Source organism: Gordonia sp. UBA7860 (assembly GCF_002500165.1).
Classification (GTDB): domain Bacteria; phylum Actinomycetota; class Actinomycetes; order Mycobacteriales; family Mycobacteriaceae; genus Gordonia; species Gordonia sputi.
In genome coordinates this window covers 1-18,588 of the sequence record NZ_DLSO01000014.1, presented here as the reverse complement: position 1 = coordinate 18,588, position 18,588 = coordinate 1, and the positions used below count along the sequence as shown (strand labels likewise).

The following is an 18,588-nucleotide window of genomic DNA, read 5'->3' as shown; positions in this document are numbered from 1 at the left end:
GAGGGGACACGAGCGACCAACAATGTGAACGACCGGCTCGCCGGTCGTGGAAAGGTGGCCACCAATGCCCGCATTCGACGACGGCATGGCCCAGACCGAGATACCCACCGGCCAGGTGGTCGAAACCGATGTACTGGTCGTCGGATCCGGACCGTCAGGCGCGGCTGCGTCGCTGATGCTCAGCGAACTCGGCATCGACAACATCATGATCACCAAGTACCGCTGGACGGCCAACACGCCACGTGCGCACATCACCAACCAGCGTGCGATGGAGGTCTTCCGGGATCTGGGCATCGAGGACCAGGTGTTGGCCGACGCCACCGCACACGATCTCGTCGGCGACACGGTGTTCTGCACGTCGATCGCAGGCGAGGAGATCGGCAGAATCCGAACCTGGGGTACCCGACCCGATCGAGAGGCCGACTACCAGCTCGCGTCGCCGTGCCTGACCGTCGACATCCCGCAGACCTATCTCGAGCCGATTCTGGTGCGCAATGCCACGGTTCGCGGTACGCAGGCCAGGTTCTCCACCGAGTACCTCTCGCACACCGAAGACGACGACGGGGTGACCGTCGATGTCCTCGACCGACTCACTGCCCACCGCTACCGCATCCGCGCCAAGTATCTGATCGGGGCCGACGGCGCCAGGTCGCAGATCGCCGCCGACATCGACCTGCCGTTCGAGGGTGCGATGGACATCGCCGGGTCGATGAACATCACCTTCACCGCCGACATCGCCGCCCTCGTCGATCACCGCCCGAGCGTCCTCTATTGGGTCATCCAGCCCGGCTCCAACGTCGGCGGAATCGGCACCGGATTGGTCCGGATGGTCCGGCCGTGGAACGAGTGGCTGATCGTCTGGGGATACGACATCAACCAGCCGCCACCAGTTCTCGACGATGCCGCCGCCACCGCGATCGTTCGCGATCTGCTCGGCATGCCGGATCTCGAACCGGAGATCACCGGTTACAGCCTCTGGGGCGTCAGCGAAATGTATGCGACGAGTCTGCAGCGGGGGCGGGTTTTCTGCGTGGGCGACGCCGTCCACCGCCATCCGCCCAGCAACGGACTGGGGTCCAACACCAGCATCCAGGACTCCTACAACCTGGTGTGGAAGATAGCCGCCGTGCTTTCTGGTCAGGCCGGGCCGGCGCTGCTCGACACCTACACCGTAGAACGTGCTCCGGTCGCCAAACGCATTGTCACACGGGCGAATCGGTCGGCACGAGAGTTCGCCGACATCTTCACCGCCCTCGATATCGAGGGACTGACCGACCCGGCGGAGATGGCCGCGGCCATGGATCGTCGCAAGGAGAACACTCCGGAAGGTGCCGCGATGCGTGCCGCACTGGTCGACGCCATGGAGACCAAGAACTACGAGTTCAACGCTCACGGAGTGGAACTCGGTCAGTTCTATGAGTCCGACGCGGTCATCTCCGATGGCACGGTGCCACCACCGAGCCGCGATCCGGACCTCTATCACGTGATGTCGACCAGCCCTGGCGCCCACCTGCCGCACGCTTGGGTCGGAGATCAGAACACCAAGCTCGCCACGATGGATCTTGCGCCCTACCGCCGCTGGACCCTGATCACCGGCGTGGCAGGCGAGCAATGGGAGGAGGCCGCCGCGAAGGTGTCGGCGACCATGGGAATCCCTTTGGAGGCCATCGTGATCGGACCCGGGCGCGAGGTGACCGACCTCTACTTCGACTGGGCGAGGTTGCGCGAAGTCGGCGAGGCCGGTGCGCTGCTGATCCGACCGGACAAACACGTGGCGTGGCGTTCGCACGACCTCCCGACCGACCCGGAGGCCGAGCTGCGTACGGCCATGACCCGATTGCTGTGCCGCACATGACAATGAAGTTCGTGCACGTCAGCAACTATCAGCGAGTGGTGTTCGCGCCCGGAGATGCGGCCCGTGCGTTGTCCGACGAGATCGACGAACTTGGCATCCGGCGGGCGATGCTCATCGCTTCGCCCAGCGGTCCGGGGGACCGGCTTGCCCGGAGCCTGCCCGTCGCTCTGCGCCACAGTGAGATCACGATGCACGTACCCGTCGAACTCGCCGAGACCGCACGAAAGCGCGCCACGGTGGCCGACGTCGATGCGGTGGTGAGTGTCGGCGGCGGTTCGGCGACGGGACTGGCCAAAGCGGTGGCGTTGACCACCGGGTTGCCGATCATCGCGGTCCCCACCACCTTCGCCGGGTCGGAGGCCACCGATATGTGGGGGATGACGCAGGACGCCACGAAGAGCACCGGCGTCGACCCTCGGGTACTGCCGCGCGCGGTGATCTACGACGCAACGTTGACCGCGTCGATGCCGTCGGACATGGCGATGGCCAGCGGACTGAATGCACTGGCCCACGGGGTGGATTCCATGTGGGCGCCGCGGTCGGATCCGATCGATCGGGCGTTGGCCGAAGAAGCGATCCGGTCACTTGCGGGTGGACTGAGGGATATCGTCGACGACCCCGGCGCACTCTCCGGACGAGAGCACACCCTGTACGGCGCGTATCTGGCCGCGGCCGCGTTCGCATCGGCGGGTTCGGGCCTGCACCACAAGGTCTGTCACGTCGTGGGTGGCATGTTCAACCTGCCCCACGCGCAGACCCATGCCGTGGTGCTGCCACACGTCGTGGCGCTCAACGCACCCGCCGACGATGCCGCGGACACCCGCATCGCCAGAGCACTGGGATCGTCCACAGCCAACGACGGACTGGCCCACCTCTATCAGCGGACGGCTGCGCCGCGCTCCCTCGCCGAACTGGGTATGCCCGAAGCCGGAATCGAACGCGCCACCTACGCCATCCTCGACGTCATGCCCGCCGGCAACCCGGTCGAGTTGACCCACGACAACCTCGCGGCGCTGCTTCGCCGTGCATGGAAAGGAACACCGATCACATGAGTACCACCGACTCCACCGTGGAGCCTGCCGTCGACTCAGTCGACGAGCAGCAGCGCCGCGAAGCGCAACTCGTCGCCGACGTCGTGGCTTCCTTCGATGACTGCGCCAATCCGCGGCTGCGGGAGCTGATGACCGGCATCGTCGAACACGTACACGCATTCATCCGAGAGACCCGCCTCACCGAGGCCGAATGGAATACAGCGATCGACTTCCTCACCCGCGCCGGACACATCACCGATGATCGTCGCCAGGAGTTCATCCTGCTCTCCGACGTGTTGGGCGCGTCGATGCAGACAATCGCCGTGAACAACACCGCGTACGGCGATGCGACCGAGGCAACGGTATTCGGGCCGTTCTTCGTCGATGACTCACCCCAGATACCCGATGGCGGCGACATCGCGGGCGGTGCGTCGGGTCAACCGTGCTGGGTTGAGGGGACCGTGCGCGATCACCTCGGGAACCCGCTCAGCGGCGCGCGGGTGGAGGTGTGGGAGGCCGACGAGGACGGCTTCTACGACGTGCAGTACGGCGACGATCGGGTTGCCGGTCGCGCGCATCTGTTCACCGGCGCCGATGGTTCGTACCGGTTCTGGGGCGTGACACCAACGCCGTATCCGATCCCGGCAGACGGTCCAGTCGGTGAGATGCTCGCCGCGGTTGGGCGTTCCCCGATGCGGGCATCTCACCTGCACTTCATGGTGTCGCACGAGGGATGTCGCACGCTCGTGACGCACATCTTCGTCCGCGGCGATCGCCTGCTGGGCTCCGATTCGGTGTTCGGAGTGAAAGATTCCCTCGTGCACGATTTCGTCGAACAGCCCGCCGGGTCACCAACACCCGACGGCAGGGTGGTGACCGGTACCTGGTCACGCGTTCGATTCGACATCGTGTTGGCTCCCGCCGGGGTGTGATCGCCGCCCGGCGGCATCGGTCCCGCACCGGCCGGAAAATCAGATCCGATAGGGTTCGGGTGTGAGTGATCACCCCTTGACCACGGAAAACGACGACCAGACGCCCGAGCAACTTCGCATCCGGCGCGAGAAGCGTGAGCGCATCCTCGCCGAGGGTGGGCAAGCGTACCCGGTGTCGATCGGGCGGACGCACAGCCTTTCCGAGATCCGCGCCGCCTATCCGGACCTCGAGGCAGGCACCGAGACCGGGCTACAGGTCGGCGTCGCCGGGCGCGTGATCTTCTTGCGCAACAAGGGCAAGCTCTGCTTCGCCACGCTGCAGGAGGGCGACGGTACCCAGCTCCAGGCCATGATCAGTTTCAACGGGGTCGGCGAGGAGTCGCTTGCCCGCTGGAAGTCCGACGTCGACCTCGGCGACATCGTCTACGTCCACGGTGAGGTCATCAGTTCGCGCACCGGCGAACTGTCGGTGATGGCCGACGACTGGGCGATGGCGTCGAAGTCGTTGCGGCCGTTGCCGGTTGCGCACAAGGAGATGAACGAGGAGACGCGCGTCCGCCAGCGTTACGTCGACCTCATCATGCGTCCCGAGGCACGTCAGACCGCGCGGACGCGTATCTCGGTGATCGCGGAGCTGCGCAAGGCGCTCGTCACCCGTGGATTCCTCGAGATCGAGACCCCGATGCTGCAGACGCTGCACGGCGGCGCAGCGGCACGGCCGTTCGTGACACACTCCAACGCTTTCGACATCGACCTCTACCTCCGCATCGCCCCCGAACTGTTCCTCAAGCGCGCGGTCGTCGGAGGCATCGAGCGTGTCTTCGAGATCAACCGCAACTTCCGCAACGAGGGCGCCGACTCCACCCACTCGCCCGAATTCGCGATGCTCGAGACCTACCAGGCCTACGGCACCTACGACGACGCCGCGACGATGACCCGCGAGATCGTCCAGGAGGTGGCACTCGGCGCGATCGGGACGCTCACCCCGGAAATGCCCGACGGCACCACCTACGACCTCTCCGGCGAGTGGACCTCATTGGAGATGTACCCGTCGCTCTCGGAGGCGCTCGGCCAACAGATCGTTCCCGACGGCGGGCCGGAGCATCCCGGAACCAGCGTCGACGAGCTGCTCGCCATCGCTGCCCGCGTCGGCCTCGAGGTGCCCAAGGACAAGGGCTACGGTCACGGGAAGCTCGTCGAAGAACTGTGGGAACACATGGTCGGCGAGAAGCTCTCGCAGCCCGTCTTCGTGCGCGATTTCCCCGTCGAGACGTCGCCGCTCGTTCGTGCACACCGCAGCGTGCCGGGCGTCGTCGAGAAGTGGGACCTCTACGTCCGCGGCTTCGAGCTGGCCACCGGCTACTCCGAGCTCGTCGACCCGGTCATCCAGCGCGAGCGCTTCGTCGACCAGGCACGTCTCGCTGCTGCCGGCGACGACGAGGCCATGCGACTCGACGAGGAGTTCCTCGCCGCGATGGAGTACGGCATGCCCCCGACTGCGGGCACCGGCATGGGCATCGACCGTTTGCTGATGGCGCTCACCGGCCTGGGCATTCGCGAAACGATCCTGTTCCCACTGGTCAAGCCGCTGCGCGACTGAGGCTTGGTCGAGGCGCGGTCCTCAGCCGCGATCAGCCCCCAGCCCGCTCGCGGCGACCACGGATTCGACGCCGCCCGACGCCTTGACGCGCCGCCAGTGATCGTCGGGCCGTTCGAGCGTCTCACTTTGCCTGCGCGCGACCGAGGCGTCGGCGTCGGAGGCGTCGAGTCCGCGGTGCTCGATCCGCGAAATGCGCTCGGACTCAGGTAGTTCCAACCAGATGCCGGTGAAGTCGACGCCCGCGCGCTCGGCGACATCGGCTGTTGCGGTCGACTGACTGCTTCGACCGAACACGGCGTCGGCGATGACGCTCATTCCGCCGCGTATGTCTGCTTCGGCAAGGCGGAACAGCTCGGTGTACACCGCGGCGCGAGCCGTGTCGGTGTAGGCCGATCGCGGTAGCTTGTCCGCGATGCCCACTCCCGCAAGGCGTTTGCGCAACACGTCCGTGCGCAGGATGCGAGCGCCAGGCGCGGGGTCGAGGCTGCCTCCGACCGCCCGCGCTATCGTCGACTTCCCGGTACCGGAACCGCCGCCGATCGCGACGAGCCGCGGCCGCGCAGACTCGGTGAAACCCAGTGCAAGCGAGAGGTATTCGTGCGCACGGTCGACGTCGTGCTCGGCTGCCGCGACGTGTGCACGCACCGTGGCGCGTACGGCGAGCAGTACCGGCAGCAGGCAGAAGGCCTGCTCGTCGTCGATAGCACCATCGAACGTCGCGTGATCGAAGTAGGTGTTGACGACGACGTTGGCTTCGTGACGTAGCCCGCGCGCCCACAGGTCCATCACGAGGAACGCGAGATCGTAGAGGACGTCGGTGGTGGCAAGCTCCGCGTCGAACTCCAAGCAGTCGAACGGAATCGGCTCGCCGTCGATGATAGCGACGTTCCCGAGATGTAGATCGCCGTGACAGTGGCGAACGCGTCCGCCGCGTGCTCGATCGTCGAGGAGTTCGCGATACTCGGTGATGAGGGTGGTGATCCTGTCGGTGAGTTCCTGTGCCACAACGGGTTCGATGATCTCCGGGAACGCCGCCATGCTCGCGAGGTTTCCGTCGACGACCTCTTGTAATCGTTGCGCCCCACGGGCATCCCCACTGATCTCAGATCCCTGGTGTAGTTCGACGACGCGCAGCGCGAGTCGCTGCAGCAGATCGTCGTCGAGGCCGCCCGGATGTGCGTGAGTGACCATCAGTGCGTCGTCGTCGAAGCGTGTCATCTCCAAGACGTGGTCGACGATTTCGCCCGTGCCGTCGAACGAGAGCAAGCCGTCATCTGCCCGGCTGATCGTGTGCACGGCGAGGTAGATGCCGGGAGCAAAGCGACGATTGAGGCGGAGTTCGGCGTCGAGCGCCTGTCCACGACGCTGCGGCGTGCTGAAGTCGAAGTAGCGCAACCGGACTGGCCGTTTCAGCTTCCACGCGCGATCACCGTTGAGCACGATCACCGCGCCGTGCGTGACGATGCTTCTGGTCGGGGAGCCCGGGTCGAGGGCACCGACCTGTGCCAGCATGTCCTCGGCCAATGTCGCGTCTGTCATGAGTCAGTTCCGGATTGGGCGACGGTGCGGCGGTATTCGCCCGGCGGCAGGCCGAGGGTCTGTCGGAAGTCGGCCGAGAAGTGCGCCTGATCGGTGTATGCGAGGTCGGCGGCGACGTCGGCGAGGGTGATCGTCAGGTCGTCGCGCAGTCGTTCCGCGGCCTCTTGCAATCGGTATCGGCGGATGACCGCCAACGGGGAGAGGCCGATGTGGCGGTCGGCGATGCGCTGCAGTGTACGTACAGACATCGACATCTCGCGTGCGAGGTCGTCGACGCGGACGATGCTGCGATCCGCTGCGATCAGGTCCTGCATCTCATTCGCGACCAGCGCCGACTCTCGGGGTGGTGTCGCGTGTTCACGTAGCCACGACGCGAAGCGTGATGCGGCGTCGGGGACATCAGGTTGCTCGACAGTCATTGCTGCAGAGACGGATTCGAACAGATCGGGTGCGTGGTACGACTGCTCTGCGTCGCGCAGCGGTCGTGGCGAGACGCCGAGCGCCGCAGCGCCGGCCGGTCTTAGCAGCGCCCCGACAGCCCACCCATATCCGGTCAGGTCCCGGTGTGAGCGCTTCGTCGTCGGCCCCACGATCGTCACACCTTCGGGTTCGACGACGAGGTTGCATGCCGGGAACGGGAGCAGATTCTGCCGCGAGGTCCGCCCGGGCGCGAGGTCCCACTGCGGAATCCAGAACCAGGCGACGATCGAGGTGAGATCGGCCGGGGCGACGACGCGTTCGAATGTGGGCAGGCGTGCAGGGTAGAGCACCCCGCGGGTGTCGGGGCTGCCGGTGTCGTCGGCTCCACGGACAGGCATGCGTTCCAGGATAGTCGTCGCAAATCTACAATCCTCCGCGCCGAGATCTCCTTAGCGTGAGAAGTATGACCTCACAGCAGAACACCACCGCCGCTGCGGCTATCGGCGTCACCGGTACGCATACCACCAACGGCATCCCCCATGGGCTGACGAGTCTCACCCCGTTCATCGCGGTACCGTGCGCCGGGCAGGCAATCGAGTTCTACACCAACGTATTCGGTGCGCGGATCGTCGACGTGACCGAGTTCGACGGTGTGGTCGCACACGCCGATCTCGACTTCGGCGTCGGCCACCTTCAACTCGGCGAACCCAACGAGCAGTACGGGTTGGTCGCTGCACCCGACGGTCCCGCGGCGTGCTATTCGCTCGGGTTCTACTGCGCCGACGCCGACGACGTGGTGGCCAAGGCCGAGGCGGCAGGGGCGACTGTGCGTGAACCGCTCACGACCTTCGTCTCGGGCGACAGGTTCGCGTCGATCCTCGACCCATTCGGGGTGCGGTGGTCGGTGATGACCCGCGTGGAGGACCTATCCGAAGAGGAGAGCGCCCGCCGCGTCGCCGAGTGGGCCGCCACGCAGCCGGGAGCCTGACCGCGGGAGTGCTCAGCGCAACTCCCGTTTGAGGATCTTGCCCGACGCGTTACGTGGGAAGGCGTCGACGAACACCACGGACCGCGGCACCTTGAAGTTCGCCAGATGTGTTCGGGCGTAGGAGAGTACGTCGTCCTCGGTGAGGTGCGCATCGTCGTGCAGGGTGACGAACGCGCGACCGACCTCCCCGAGCCGGTCGTCGGGAACACCGACGACAGCGGTCTCGGTGACCCCGTCGAGGCGGGCTAGTGTCTGCTCGATCTCAGCGGGGTAGACGTTGAATCCCCCACAGATGAACATGTCCTTGAGTCGGTCGGTGATCCGGAGGTTCCCGCGCTCGTCGATGACTCCGACGTCGCCGGTGTGTAACCACCCGTCGGCGTCGATGGTCGCTTCGGTCGCCGCGGGATCGTCGAGGTAGCCGCGCATGACCATCGCGCCACGGGTGAGCACCTCGCCCTGGTCCGACAGCGCGATCTCCATGCCGTCGAAGGCTCTGCCGCACGTTGTCGCGACCGTGACGTCGTCGTCATCGGGGGTGCACGTGGTGATGAATCCGCTGGATTCGGTTTGGCCGTAGGCGGTGATCACCGTGTCGACGCCGAGGTCGCGCTGGATACGCTCGATCAGCACCACCGGCACGATGGCCGCACCGGTCACCACCAGGCGAAGCGACGACAGGTCGTGGTCTGCGCGCGTGGGGTCGTCGAGGATGGTCTGGAAGATGGTCGGCGCACCCGGAAAGACTGTTGCACCCTCTGATTCGACGACCCGCATGGCGTCGGTTGGGGAGTAGATCGCGAGCGGAATCATCGTCGTCCCGAAGAGAATCGACGGCAGAATGCCTGCCTTGTATCCGAACGTGTGGAAGTACGGGTTCACCATCAGGTAGCGATCGGACGGACTCAGGAGTCCGTTGGCTCCCCACGCCCGCGCGCCCGCGATGGTCTGCTGGTGCTCGGCCAGAACGCCTTTCGACTTCCCGGTGGTCCCCGAGGTGAACAGAATGTCGGAGATATCCTCTGGCGCAACAGCATCTGCTCGACGGTCCGCTTCGGCACGCGTCTCGTCTGTGGCACGCGCGACGAAGTCCGACCAGTCGACGCTGCCCTCTGGTGGTGGTGCAGACCCGTCGAGCGGTACCCGCACCACGAGATCAGGCAGCGAGCTGCCATGAGCGCCGAGCAGTTCGGCCGCATGGTCGACGCCGAGAAACTCACCCGAAGCGACCACCGCCGACACCTGCGATCTCCCGATCACGTCGATGGCCTCGGTTGCCGTGTAGCGGGTGTTGAGCGGGACCAGCACCCCGCCCGCGTACTGCACGCCCAGTGCGGCGATCGGCCAGTGATAGCTGTTCGGCGACCAGATGGCCACCCTGTCGCCGGCCTGGAACCCCGACGCGACAAGCGCTGCGGCGAACTCGCGGACACGCTCGAGCAGCTCCGCGTACGTCAGCTCGACGCTTTCACCACCTTCGCCTCCCTTATCCCACTGACGGTCGACGATCGCCTGCTGCGCCGGCCAGGTCTGCGCCGCGCGGATCAGCGCCGCGGGCGTCGACCGTGCGCTCCCTCCCGCCGACTGGGCGCTTCCTCCCGTCGCCTGTGCGTCGCCGTTGGTCGCTATCGACTCCATGGGCATAACCTAACAAATGCTTGGTAGGTTATGCTAGCGGTCATGACGTCGATCAACCTTGCCGATCGTGCCGTCGACCTGGGCGAATGGGCGCGAAGCACGCCCGACGCGACCGAAGAGTTCACGCGAGCGGTGCGCGGGTGGTTGGCACAAAATCTCGTCGACGACTTCGCCTCGCTCAAGGGTCGGGGTGGGCCGGGAAGTGAGCATGAGTTCTTCGCTGAGCGTCTGGCGTGGGATCGCCACCTTGCGGCGTCCGGGTGGACATGCCTCGGCTGGCCCACGCGGTATGGGGGCCGTGGCGCGACACTCGAGCAGCGAATCATCTTTCATCAGGAGTATGCGCGCGCGAACGCTCCCGCGAGGGTGAATCACCTCGGTGAGGAACTACTCGGCCCGACGTTGATCGAGTTCGGCACTGAAGAGCAGAAGCAGCGCTTTCTTCCCGGCATCGTCGACGTCACCGAGCTGTGGGCCCAGGGCTATTCCGAGCCAGGGGCAGGCTCCGATCTCGCGGGCGTCACCACGACGGCTCGACTTTCCGACGACGGCACCCGCTGGCATGTCAACGGGCAGAAGATCTGGACGTCCCTGGCGCACGTCGCGCAATGGGTGTTCGTGTTGGCGCGTACGGAAGCGGGCTCCTCGCGCCATAAGGGACTCGGCTTCCTGTTGGTCCCGGTCGACCAGCCCGGCGTCACGGTACGGCCGATCCAGCAGCTGACCGGAACGTCGGAGTTCAACGAGGTCTTCTTCGACGACGCGACCACCGACGCCGCCCTCATCGTCGGCGAGTCCGGCGACGGTTGGCGGGTCGCGATGGGGCTACTGCAGTTCGAGCGCGGCGTCTCGACGCTGGGACAGCAGGTGGGATTCGCGCGCGAACTCGACGCAATCACCGAGATGGCAAGAGCCAACCGATCTCTCGAGAATCCAGAGATTGCAGCACGCCTCGTTCGTGCCCGCATCCGACTGAGCGCGATGCGTGCCAATGCGCAACGGACACTCGACGACGACGCAACAGTAACCGGGGGCACGTGGGGTGCGGCCGCCGCTGCAGGGACGGCTTCGGTGGCAAAGCTGTTGTGGGCCAACTGGCATCGTGATCTCGGCGAGCTCGCGATGGCGGTGGCGGGTCCTGCGTCGTTGATCGGGCCCAGCGAGACAGTAGAGGGCCACCTCAATGACATTCACGATCCGGGGAACGTCGAACTCGACGAATGGCAACGCCTCTTTCTCTTCACTCGCGCCGACACCATCTACGGCGGCTCGAACGAGGTGCAGCGCAACATCATTGCCGAGCGCGTACTCGGCCTACCCCGCGAGGCGCGAGCGTGAATTGGGCACAGCGAGACACGAGAATGAATGAAGCACGACGAGGCACGAGTGTGGAATCACTACGAGAGGTGTGGACACGATGACACAAACGACGTCGAGTGAGGTCGATGGTGTGAGATCACCGTTGGCCACACCTCCGGAGGAGACGCCCGGACACGGATTGTTGTTGGGGCGCAAAGTCGTTGTGACCGCAGCGGCCGGCACGGGTATCGGATTCGCGACGGCGCGTCGGGCGCTCCTCGAGGGCGCCGACGTCGTGCTCAGTGACTGGCATGAGCGACGGCTTGGCGAGGCCGCCGACCAGCTGGCTGCCGAGTTCGACGGTCAAACCGTCGGCAAGGTGGTGTGCAACGTGCAGTCCACTGCCAATGTTGATTCGCTGATCTCCAGTGCCGCAGACGCGCTCGGACGTATCGACGTGTTGGTGAACAACGCCGGCCTCGGTGGCGAGACACCCGTCGCCGACATGTCGGACGAGGAGTGGGACCGCGTCGTCGACATCACGCTCACCGGGACGTTCCGCGCCACGCGGGCCGCGCTGCGCTACTTTCGTGCCGTCGAGCACGGTGGCGTGATCGTCAACAATGCGTCGGTACTCGGCTGGAGAGCTCAACGCGGACAGGCGCATTACGCCGCGGCCAAGGCCGGAGTGATGGCACTGACGCGCTGTTCGGCCGTCGAGGCTGCCGAGTACGGGGTGCGTATCAATGCAGTTGCGCCGTCGATTGCCAAGCATCCCTTCCTTGCGAAGGTGACCAGCGACGAACTGCTCGACGACCTCGCGCAGCGCGAGGCCTACGGCCGTGCGGCCGAGGTCTGGGAGGTCGCGGCCACCATCGCGATGCTCGCCAGCGACTACACCACATATCTCACAGGCGAAGTGGTGTCCATCTCCAGTCAGCGCGCCTGAGCGCGAATACCTTTATCGAGCAGGAGTTCTCATGAGCACACCACAGGCCTACATCGTGGACGCCATTCGCACGCCCGTCGGCAAGCGCAACGGTTCGCTGGCCAAGACGCATCCGGCAGACATGGGTGCGCATGTCATCTCCGCACTCGTCACTCGGACGGGGATCGACCCGGCGGTCGTCGACGACGTCGTCTTCGGATGTGTCGACGCGATAGGTCCGCAGGCGGGCAATATCGCCCGAACCGCCTGGCTCGCTGCCGGAATGCCGCTGGAGGTACCCGGCACCACCGTCGACCGTCAGTGTGGTTCGAGCCAGCAGGCCATTCACTTTGCGGCGCAGGGTGTGATGAGTGGGACGCAGGACGTCGTCGTGGTCGGTGGTGTGCAGAACATGAGCGCAATCCCCATCTCGCAGGCCATGATTGCCGGCCAGGAGTTCGGATTCACCACGCCGACAGCCGAATCCGTCGGCTGGCGTGAGCGATTCGGCGACGCCGAGATCTCACAGTTCGTCGGCGCCGACCTGATGGCGCAGAAGTGGGACATCAGCCGTGAGGACATGGAGGCATGGGCGCTGCAGTCGCATCAGCGAGCCAAAGCTGCTATCGCACAGGGACGGTTCGACGGCGAGACTGTCGCACTGGCCGACTGCGTCATCGACGAATGCCCGCGTGAGACGTCGTTGGAGAAGATGGCCGGGTTGGCCCCGCTGGCCGACGGTTCACGGCTGACCGCAGCGGTGGCGTCGCAAATCTCCGACGGCGCGTCGGCCGCGCTGGTGGTCAGCGAGAAGGCACTCGCCGAGTACGGTCTGACCCCGCGCGCTCGCATCCATCACATCTCGGTCCGCGGCGATGATCCCGTGATGATGCTGTCCGCGCCCATCCCCGCGACGAAGTACGCGCTGGCCAAGTCGTGGCTGAGCATCGACGACATCGACGTCGTCGAGATCAACGAGGCGTTCGCCTCGGTTGTGCTCGCCTGGCTGAAGGAAACCGGGGCCGACCCCGCGCGCGTCAACCCGAACGGCGGGGCCATCGCGTTGGGACATCCCCTCGGAGCCACGGGGGCGAAGCTCTTCGCGACGATGCTGGCCGAACTGGAGCGCACCGGCGGCCGCTACGGCCTACAGACCATGTGCGAGGGCGGCGGCACGGCCAACGTCACGATCATCGAGCGCCTCGGCTGACCCAGTCGACACTTTCGAGCGCACGGTCGGCAGTCTGAAGCACTCAGAGTATGTCCGCCACCCCACGCTCGCGTTTGTGTGATCTACGGCATAGCATGTGATACACAATCGGGGCGGCGTCTCATTCGACCATGCCCCCGAGTACTCGTAGATCCTCAAGGAGCCACCATGACCAAGCCTGCGGACATGACGACCGGAGCGGCTCGACGCATCGAGAAGGGGGTCTCGTCGGAGGCTCACTCGTTGGCCGAACTGCTCGAGATCCAGCAGGCCGCGTTCCTGCGTGACGGCATTCCGGACGCCAACACGCGTATCGACCGCATCACGCGGCTCGGGTCGCTCCTGCTCGACAACTCCGACGAGATCTGCGCGGCGCTGACCGCCGACTTCGGCACGCGCCCAGCCGAATTGAGCATCACGGCCGACGTCGCCGGATGCCTCATCGACATCACCCACCAGCGACGCGGCGTCAAGGAATGGATGAAGGAGACCCCGTCGGCGCGGGTGCAGGGGTTGATCGGGTTCAAGCAACGGGTGCGGCATGACCCGCTCGGCGTGGTGGGGATCATGGGGCCGTGGAATTTCCCGCTGCAGTTGACGTTCGTGCCCGCGGCCTCGGCGTTCGCGGCGGGCAACCGGGTGCTGATGCGGCCGTCGTCGATCACCGCACGCACCACCGAGGTCATCGCTCGCCACGCACCTGACTATTTCTCCATCGAAGAACTCGCGGTCATCACGCCCAAGCACGGCTCGGGCTCCGACTTCGCGAAGCTCGCTGTCGACCATCTGTTCTTCACCGGTTCGCCCGAGGTCGGGTCGTCGGTGGCGCAGGAGGCGGCCAAGAATCTCGTGCCGGTGACACTCGAGTTGGGTGGCAAGAACCCGGCCGTCGTCGACGTCTCGGCCGACATCGGCAAGGCCGCGAAGATGCTGGCAGAGGCCCGCATGGCCAACGGTGGCCAGGTCTGTCTGTGTCCCGACTACGTGTTCGTTCCCGAGGCAAAGCTCGGTGAGTTCACCGACAAGGTCATCGCCCACTGGACCAAGAGCTTCCCGACGATCTACGACAACGCCGACTACACGTCGACGATCAACCAGAAGAACTACGACCGCATCGTCGGACTGATCGACGACGCCGTCGAACTCGGCGCTACCAAGCGGCAGGTGATCCCGGGCGGCGAGCAGCTTCCGTCCGCTGAGCGTCGCAAGATCCCGCCGACGCTGCTCACCGGGGTCAAAGCGGGCATGAAGATCGCCGACGACGAGGTGTTCGGCCCGGTCCTGAGCGTCTACCCGTACCGCGACCTGACCGAGGCGATCACCCACATAGCAGCGAATCCCCATCCGCTGACCATGTACTGGTGCGGCGACGACAACGCCAACTTCAAGCGGCTTGCCGACAACACACGAAGTGGATCGATCAACGGCAACGACTTCGCGCTGCACATGTTCGGTGCGGAACTGCCCTTCGGTGGCATCGGCCGCAGTGGTATGGGCGCCTACCACGGCAAGACGGGCTTCGAGACGTTCAGTCACGCACGCGCAGTGGCATTTTCGACGATGCCGTTCACTGTCGCCGAGATGATCGCGCCGCCGTTCACCAAGCGTGACACGCGAATGGCCAACGGGCAGATCAAGTTCTGGAGCAAGCTCAACAAGCGCGCCGCGAAGAAGGCGCGTAAGCGCTGAGCCACCAGAGTGTGGCAACGTCGCATCCGTCATGGGCGGGTAGATCCTTCAGGGCTTTACCCACCCATGAACCATCTGTGCCGTTCTTGTGACTGGTGTGGCTGCTGGGTCTGTTGTTAAGTAGATGACGTGGACCGCCGCCATTTCCTCGCAGCACTGGCGGCTGGCACCGTCGCTGCGATATCCGGTTTGTCTGATTCGAAAGCTGCTGCGGCGCCAGGTCTTCCACCGAACCTCCGGTTGCCGGGCCTGCCCGAGCGGCTGCTCACGCCCCTCGTTGCGCCCGCGCAGGTTGTGCCCAGCAAGGCGCCGCTCCCCAAGGGCCCGATCACCGCGCTACCCGGGCGTGGCAACTATCTCGCGCTGACCATCGACGACGGCGTGCGGTCGGACGTCGTCGACGCGTACATCAAGTTCGCGCAGGACACCGGTGCGCGCTTCACGTTCTTTGTCACCGGTGTACAAGAGTTGGACCGACCATCGGAGTTCGCTTGCGCCGCTGGTGGAATCGGGTCAGATCCAGCTGGGGAATCACACCTGGACGCATCCGTCGCTGACCTCGTTGTCGGAGACCGCGATCGCCGACCAGCTCAATCGCAACAAGCGCTTCCTGCAGAACACCTTTGGAGTCGACGGCACTCCGTTCTATCGTCCGCCCTACGGGCACCGTAATGCGACGGTCGACCGCGTCGCCGCCGACCAGGGTTACACGGCGTCGACCATGTGGTATGGGACGTTGGGCGACGAGCGGGTACTTCGTGAGCAAGACATCACCGCCAACGCGCGCACCTACTTTCGCCAGCAAGCCGTGGTGATCGGGCACGCCAATCACCCTGCGGTGACGCACATCTATCCGCAACTCACGGAGATCATCAGAGAACGCAAGCTGACCATGGTCACCCTCGACGACTACTTCGTCACCGGATGAGCCCGCGCTCGAACGCAACCCGCACGGCCGCCGCACGGTCGGCGACGCCGAGCTTCGGGTAGAGCCGCAGCAGATGCGTCTTCACCGTCGCCTCGCTGATCATCAGTTCGGCAGCGACCTGACGGTTGGTGCCGCCACCGGCGATGGCGTGCAACACTTCTCGCTCTCGTTCGGTGAGGGTGTCGGCACGATTGCGGCTCATCAGGCTTCCCGGGACGCTCGGATCGAGGACGCTGTGGCCCGCTGCCGCACGACGCACCGCTGAGATCAGGTCGTCGCGCGGGGTTGCCTTGAGGAGGTAGCCGTCGGCTCCCGCGTCGACGGCCGCGTGGATGTCGGTGTCGGTGTCGTACGTCGTCAACACCAGGATGCGGGGCCGGGCACGATCGGCTGCGCGCAGAGCGCGAATGGCCTCGACGCCGTCGGAGCCCGGCATGCGAAGGTCCATCAGCACGACGTCGGGTGTCAGTGCGGCCACCCGAGCCACCGCCTCGTCGCCGCTGGTCGCCTCGCCGACGACGGTGAGGTCTGCTTCGCGCTCGAGCATCCCGCGTATTCCGTCGCGCACCACCGGATGATCGTCGACGACGAGGATGCTGATCCGTTCTGAACGCTGGCTCATTGCGATACTCCTTTCGACGCGTCGCTTCGCTCGGTAGGAATCGACACGGAGACAACGCAACCTGCACCGGGATCGGATTCGACGACGACGGTCCCGCTGAGTAATTGTGCGCGTTCGGACATTCCTGTCAGCCCGAAGCCGCTGTGCGTGGATCGTCGTACCGCGTCGACGTCGAAACCGTCTCCGTCGTCTCGGATGTCGAGAAGTAGCGCGTCGTCGAGGTAGGTCAGCGTCACCACAACGTGTTGCGCACCCGCGTGTTTGGCGATGTTCGCCAGTGATTCTTGCAGGATGCGCAGTATGGTGTCGTCGCTGCCGCCGAGGTCGTGGGCGTCGCCGTCGACCCGCAGTACCGCGGTGATGTGATTGCGCTTGGCGAAGGCGGTGAGCTGATCCTGCACAGCGGTGGGGAGTGGTTGTGCGTCCAGTGTGAGCGGTCGGAGTGCGTTCACCGCGCGTCGCGCTTCGCCGAGTCCCTCGCGCGCAAGCATTTTCGCGTTGTCCACTCGGTCGCGTGCGGCGTCGGACAGTTCGGCCTCGTCGACGGATTCCAACTGCGTGACCACCGCGACGAATCCCTGTGCGACGGTGTCGTGCAACTCGCGGGCGAGGCGGGAACGCTCGTCGCGGATGCCTGCGAGTCGGGCCTGTTCGATGAGTTGGGACTGCAGTCGTGCGGTGCGGGAACGTTCTGCGAGTAGGTCTTCGGTGAGCTGGTTGCGACGGAGAACCGACGTCTCGCGCGCATCGATCACGACCACGACGGCAACACCGATCACGACGTTCAGAATCCACGCGAGCACCGACGCCCACCACGGGTAAGCAAGGTTCTCCCAGCCATAGCGTTGCGTCGCCGTCATCAGCACACAGGACACGCTGATGGCCAACACCATCGGGAGTCCGGTGAACAACGACGCGTAGAGCATGTAGCCCGCCCACGACGCGATGCCTGCGATTGGTGTCGCGGCGATGGCGACGGCGATCAGCGTGGTGGTGACAGCGAAGATTCCCACACGCCGCCACATGGGGCCGATGTTGACGCGAGTCCAGATCTCCGTGAAGACCATCAGCGCGATCATCGCCGACGCACTCACCAGATGCTGCGTCGACGACGCAGGCACGAGTTGGGCGACGACAAGCGCGACGAGATAGAGAACCCGGAGAGTCCACACCTCGGCCGTCGGGGGCACGATGGTGTCTGGCCAGCTCAGCTCGTGCCGACAGTCGCTCCAGCGGCCCTGCGGTTCACGCTCGAGGTTGCGTCGGAACAGGCCGTGCGCCAGCGCAGTGGTGGTGAACGGGCTGTTCACTCCCACTTGAAGGTCCGGACCGCGATCGCGGTGGTCACTGCGCCCCACACCAGTAGTGTGCCGAAGTACCCGATCGCTGGCCAGCCTGTCGTCGCGGTATCTACGAGCGCTTGTGTACCCGCACCCGACGGAGTGAGGTTCGACGCGAGGTGCAACCAGCCGGGCATCGTCGACCGGGGTACCCACAATCCGGCGAAGAACATCAGGACGAAGAACACCAGCGTGCCGAATCCCGCAGCGACTTTCGCGTTGCGGAACAGCGATGCGATCACCATGCCCAGGCCGAGAAACGCCCAACCCGTCAGCAAGTAACTGACGATGAACCCGACGGGGTGCTGCGGCCACTGCCCCGAGATGATCCCCGGTACGACGACGATCAGTGCGAGACAGATGATCGAGACGGCGGAGGTCAACACGAACTGCGCGATCAGCAGGAGACTCGGAGATGCCGGAGTGGTGCGTAACCGCTTGAGAATCCCCATCTCTCGGTATCTGGTGAGCACGTCCGGCAACGCCTGGACGGCGAGCATCGCCACGACGAACAGCACCAGAATCGGTTGGTAGACCTGAAACACGCTGAGGCCGCCGAAATCGTCGAC

The 18,588-nt window shown here is 65.4% G+C and carries 15 protein-coding genes and 1 pseudogene; 10 read left to right on the top strand and 6 right to left on the bottom strand.

Annotation, left to right across the window (positions count from 1 at the left end; genetic code table 11):
• The first annotated feature begins 64 nt into the window (after positions 1 to 64).
• The 4 genes from B3T59_RS01980 (at position 65) to lysS (ending at position 5,418) form a co-directional block, all read left to right on the top strand.
• Complete coding sequence (locus tag B3T59_RS01980) at positions 65 to 1,855, top strand: FAD-dependent oxidoreductase (RefSeq protein WP_287001372.1); 1,791 nt, start codon at positions 65 to 67, stop codon at positions 1,853 to 1,855.
• Entirely contained in the window at positions 1,852 to 2,907 is a 1,056-nt protein-coding gene (locus B3T59_RS01975; RefSeq protein WP_287001371.1) for a maleylacetate reductase, read from the top strand. The genes B3T59_RS01980 and B3T59_RS01975 overlap by 4 nt, the downstream gene beginning before the upstream one ends.
• Positions 2,904 to 3,818, top strand: coding sequence for a dioxygenase (locus tag B3T59_RS01970; RefSeq protein WP_064861299.1), 915 nt, complete (start codon positions 2,904 to 2,906; stop codon positions 3,816 to 3,818). Before B3T59_RS01975 ends, B3T59_RS01970 begins: the two co-directional genes overlap by 4 nt.
• 61 nt (positions 3,819 to 3,879) lie before the next feature.
• Positions 3,880 to 5,418, top strand: coding sequence for a lysine--tRNA ligase (gene lysS / locus B3T59_RS01965; protein ID WP_064861300.1), 1,539 nt, complete (start codon positions 3,880 to 3,882; stop codon positions 5,416 to 5,418).
• Positions 5,419 to 5,439: 21 nt separating this feature from the next.
• Here lysS and B3T59_RS01960 read toward each other — a convergent pair whose 3' ends face one another.
• Entirely contained in the window at positions 5,440 to 6,957 is a 1,518-nt protein-coding gene (locus tag B3T59_RS01960; RefSeq protein ID WP_064861301.1) for an AAA family ATPase, read from the bottom strand.
• Positions 6,954 to 7,775, bottom strand: a complete 822-nt coding sequence (locus tag B3T59_RS01955) for a helix-turn-helix domain-containing protein (protein WP_064861302.1) — start codon at positions 7,773 to 7,775, stop codon at positions 6,954 to 6,956. Before B3T59_RS01955 ends, B3T59_RS01960 begins: the two co-directional genes overlap by 4 nt.
• Positions 7,776 to 7,840: 65 nt before the next feature.
• Between B3T59_RS01955 and B3T59_RS01950 the strand changes: the two genes are divergently transcribed.
• Positions 7,841 to 8,365 (top strand): VOC family protein, encoded by a 525-nt coding sequence (locus B3T59_RS01950; RefSeq protein ID WP_064861303.1) that lies wholly within the window; start codon positions 7,841 to 7,843, stop codon positions 8,363 to 8,365.
• Between the two features lie 12 nt (positions 8,366 to 8,377).
• Here the strand turns inward: B3T59_RS01950 and B3T59_RS01945 are convergent, their stop codons facing one another.
• Entirely contained in the window at positions 8,378 to 10,003 is a 1,626-nt protein-coding gene (locus B3T59_RS01945; RefSeq protein WP_287001370.1) for a FadD3 family acyl-CoA ligase, read from the bottom strand.
• Between the two features lie 42 nt (positions 10,004 to 10,045).
• Between B3T59_RS01945 and B3T59_RS01940 the strand changes: the two genes are divergently transcribed.
• From B3T59_RS01940 to B3T59_RS01920, 5 genes and pseudogenes are all read left to right on the top strand, one after another.
• A complete protein-coding gene (locus B3T59_RS01940; protein ID WP_287001369.1) occupies positions 10,046 to 11,341 on the top strand; it encodes an acyl-CoA dehydrogenase family protein in 1,296 nt (431 codons plus the stop codon).
• A gap of 79 nt (positions 11,342 to 11,420) precedes the next feature.
• Positions 11,421 to 12,251, top strand: coding sequence for an SDR family oxidoreductase (locus tag B3T59_RS01935; RefSeq protein WP_287001368.1), 831 nt, complete (start codon positions 11,421 to 11,423; stop codon positions 12,249 to 12,251).
• 31 nt (positions 12,252 to 12,282) lie between these two features.
• Positions 12,283 to 13,440: an acetyl-CoA C-acetyltransferase gene (locus tag B3T59_RS01930; protein WP_287001367.1), complete on the top strand. Its 1,158-nt coding sequence runs from the start codon at positions 12,283 to 12,285 to the stop codon at positions 13,438 to 13,440.
• A 168-nt stretch (positions 13,441 to 13,608) separates the two neighbouring features.
• Positions 13,609 to 15,129 (top strand): aldehyde dehydrogenase family protein, encoded by a 1,521-nt coding sequence (locus B3T59_RS01925; RefSeq protein ID WP_287001366.1) that lies wholly within the window; start codon positions 13,609 to 13,611, stop codon positions 15,127 to 15,129.
• 129 nt (positions 15,130 to 15,258) lie between these two features.
• A pseudogene (locus B3T59_RS01920) lies at positions 15,259 to 16,057 on the top strand (polysaccharide deacetylase family protein).
• Here the strand turns inward: B3T59_RS01920 and B3T59_RS01915 are convergent.
• The 3 genes from B3T59_RS01915 to B3T59_RS01905 all read right to left on the bottom strand — a co-directional run.
• Entirely contained in the window at positions 16,047 to 16,679 is a 633-nt protein-coding gene (locus B3T59_RS01915; RefSeq protein ID WP_287001365.1) for a response regulator, read from the bottom strand. The pseudogene B3T59_RS01920 and the gene B3T59_RS01915 sit on opposite strands and share 11 nt — an antisense overlap.
• Complete coding sequence (locus B3T59_RS01910) at positions 16,676 to 17,995, bottom strand: sensor histidine kinase (protein WP_287001364.1); 1,320 nt, start codon at positions 17,993 to 17,995, stop codon at positions 16,676 to 16,678. The genes B3T59_RS01915 and B3T59_RS01910 overlap by 4 nt, the downstream gene beginning before the upstream one ends.
• On the bottom strand, positions 17,986 to 18,588 hold a 603-nt coding region (locus tag B3T59_RS01905), incomplete at its 5' end, for an ABC transporter permease (protein ID WP_287001363.1). The genes B3T59_RS01905 and B3T59_RS01910, both read right to left, overlap by 10 nt.

What these genes read in the sequence shown, in the direction of transcription:
- B3T59_RS01980 (WP_287001372.1), top strand. Translation starts at nt 65, where the DNA reads ATGCCCGCATTCGACGACGGCATGGCCCAGACCGAGATACCCACCGGC.
- B3T59_RS01975 (WP_287001371.1), top strand. Translation starts at nt 1,852, where the DNA reads ATGACAATGAAGTTCGTGCACGTCAGCAACTATCAGCGAGTGGTGTTC.
- B3T59_RS01970 (WP_064861299.1), top strand. Translation starts at nt 2,904, where the DNA reads ATGAGTACCACCGACTCCACCGTGGAGCCTGCCGTCGACTCAGTCGAC.
- B3T59_RS01960 (WP_064861301.1), bottom strand. Translation starts at nt 6,957, where the DNA reads ATGACAGACGCGACATTGGCCGAGGACATGCTGGCACAGGTCGGTGCC.
- B3T59_RS01955 (WP_064861302.1), bottom strand. Translation starts at nt 7,775, where the DNA reads ATGCCTGTCCGTGGAGCCGACGACACCGGCAGCCCCGACACCCGCGGG.
- B3T59_RS01950 (WP_064861303.1), top strand. Translation starts at nt 7,841, where the DNA reads ATGACCTCACAGCAGAACACCACCGCCGCTGCGGCTATCGGCGTCACC.
- B3T59_RS01945 (WP_287001370.1), bottom strand. Translation starts at nt 10,003, where the DNA reads ATGGAGTCGATAGCGACCAACGGCGACGCACAGGCGACGGGAGGAAGC.
- B3T59_RS01940 (WP_287001369.1), top strand. Translation starts at nt 10,046, where the DNA reads ATGACGTCGATCAACCTTGCCGATCGTGCCGTCGACCTGGGCGAATGG.
- B3T59_RS01935 (WP_287001368.1), top strand. Translation starts at nt 11,421, where the DNA reads ATGACACAAACGACGTCGAGTGAGGTCGATGGTGTGAGATCACCGTTG.
- B3T59_RS01930 (WP_287001367.1), top strand. Translation starts at nt 12,283, where the DNA reads ATGAGCACACCACAGGCCTACATCGTGGACGCCATTCGCACGCCCGTC.
- B3T59_RS01925 (WP_287001366.1), top strand. Translation starts at nt 13,609, where the DNA reads ATGACCAAGCCTGCGGACATGACGACCGGAGCGGCTCGACGCATCGAG.
- B3T59_RS01915 (WP_287001365.1), bottom strand. Translation starts at nt 16,679, where the DNA reads ATGAGCCAGCGTTCAGAACGGATCAGCATCCTCGTCGTCGACGATCAT.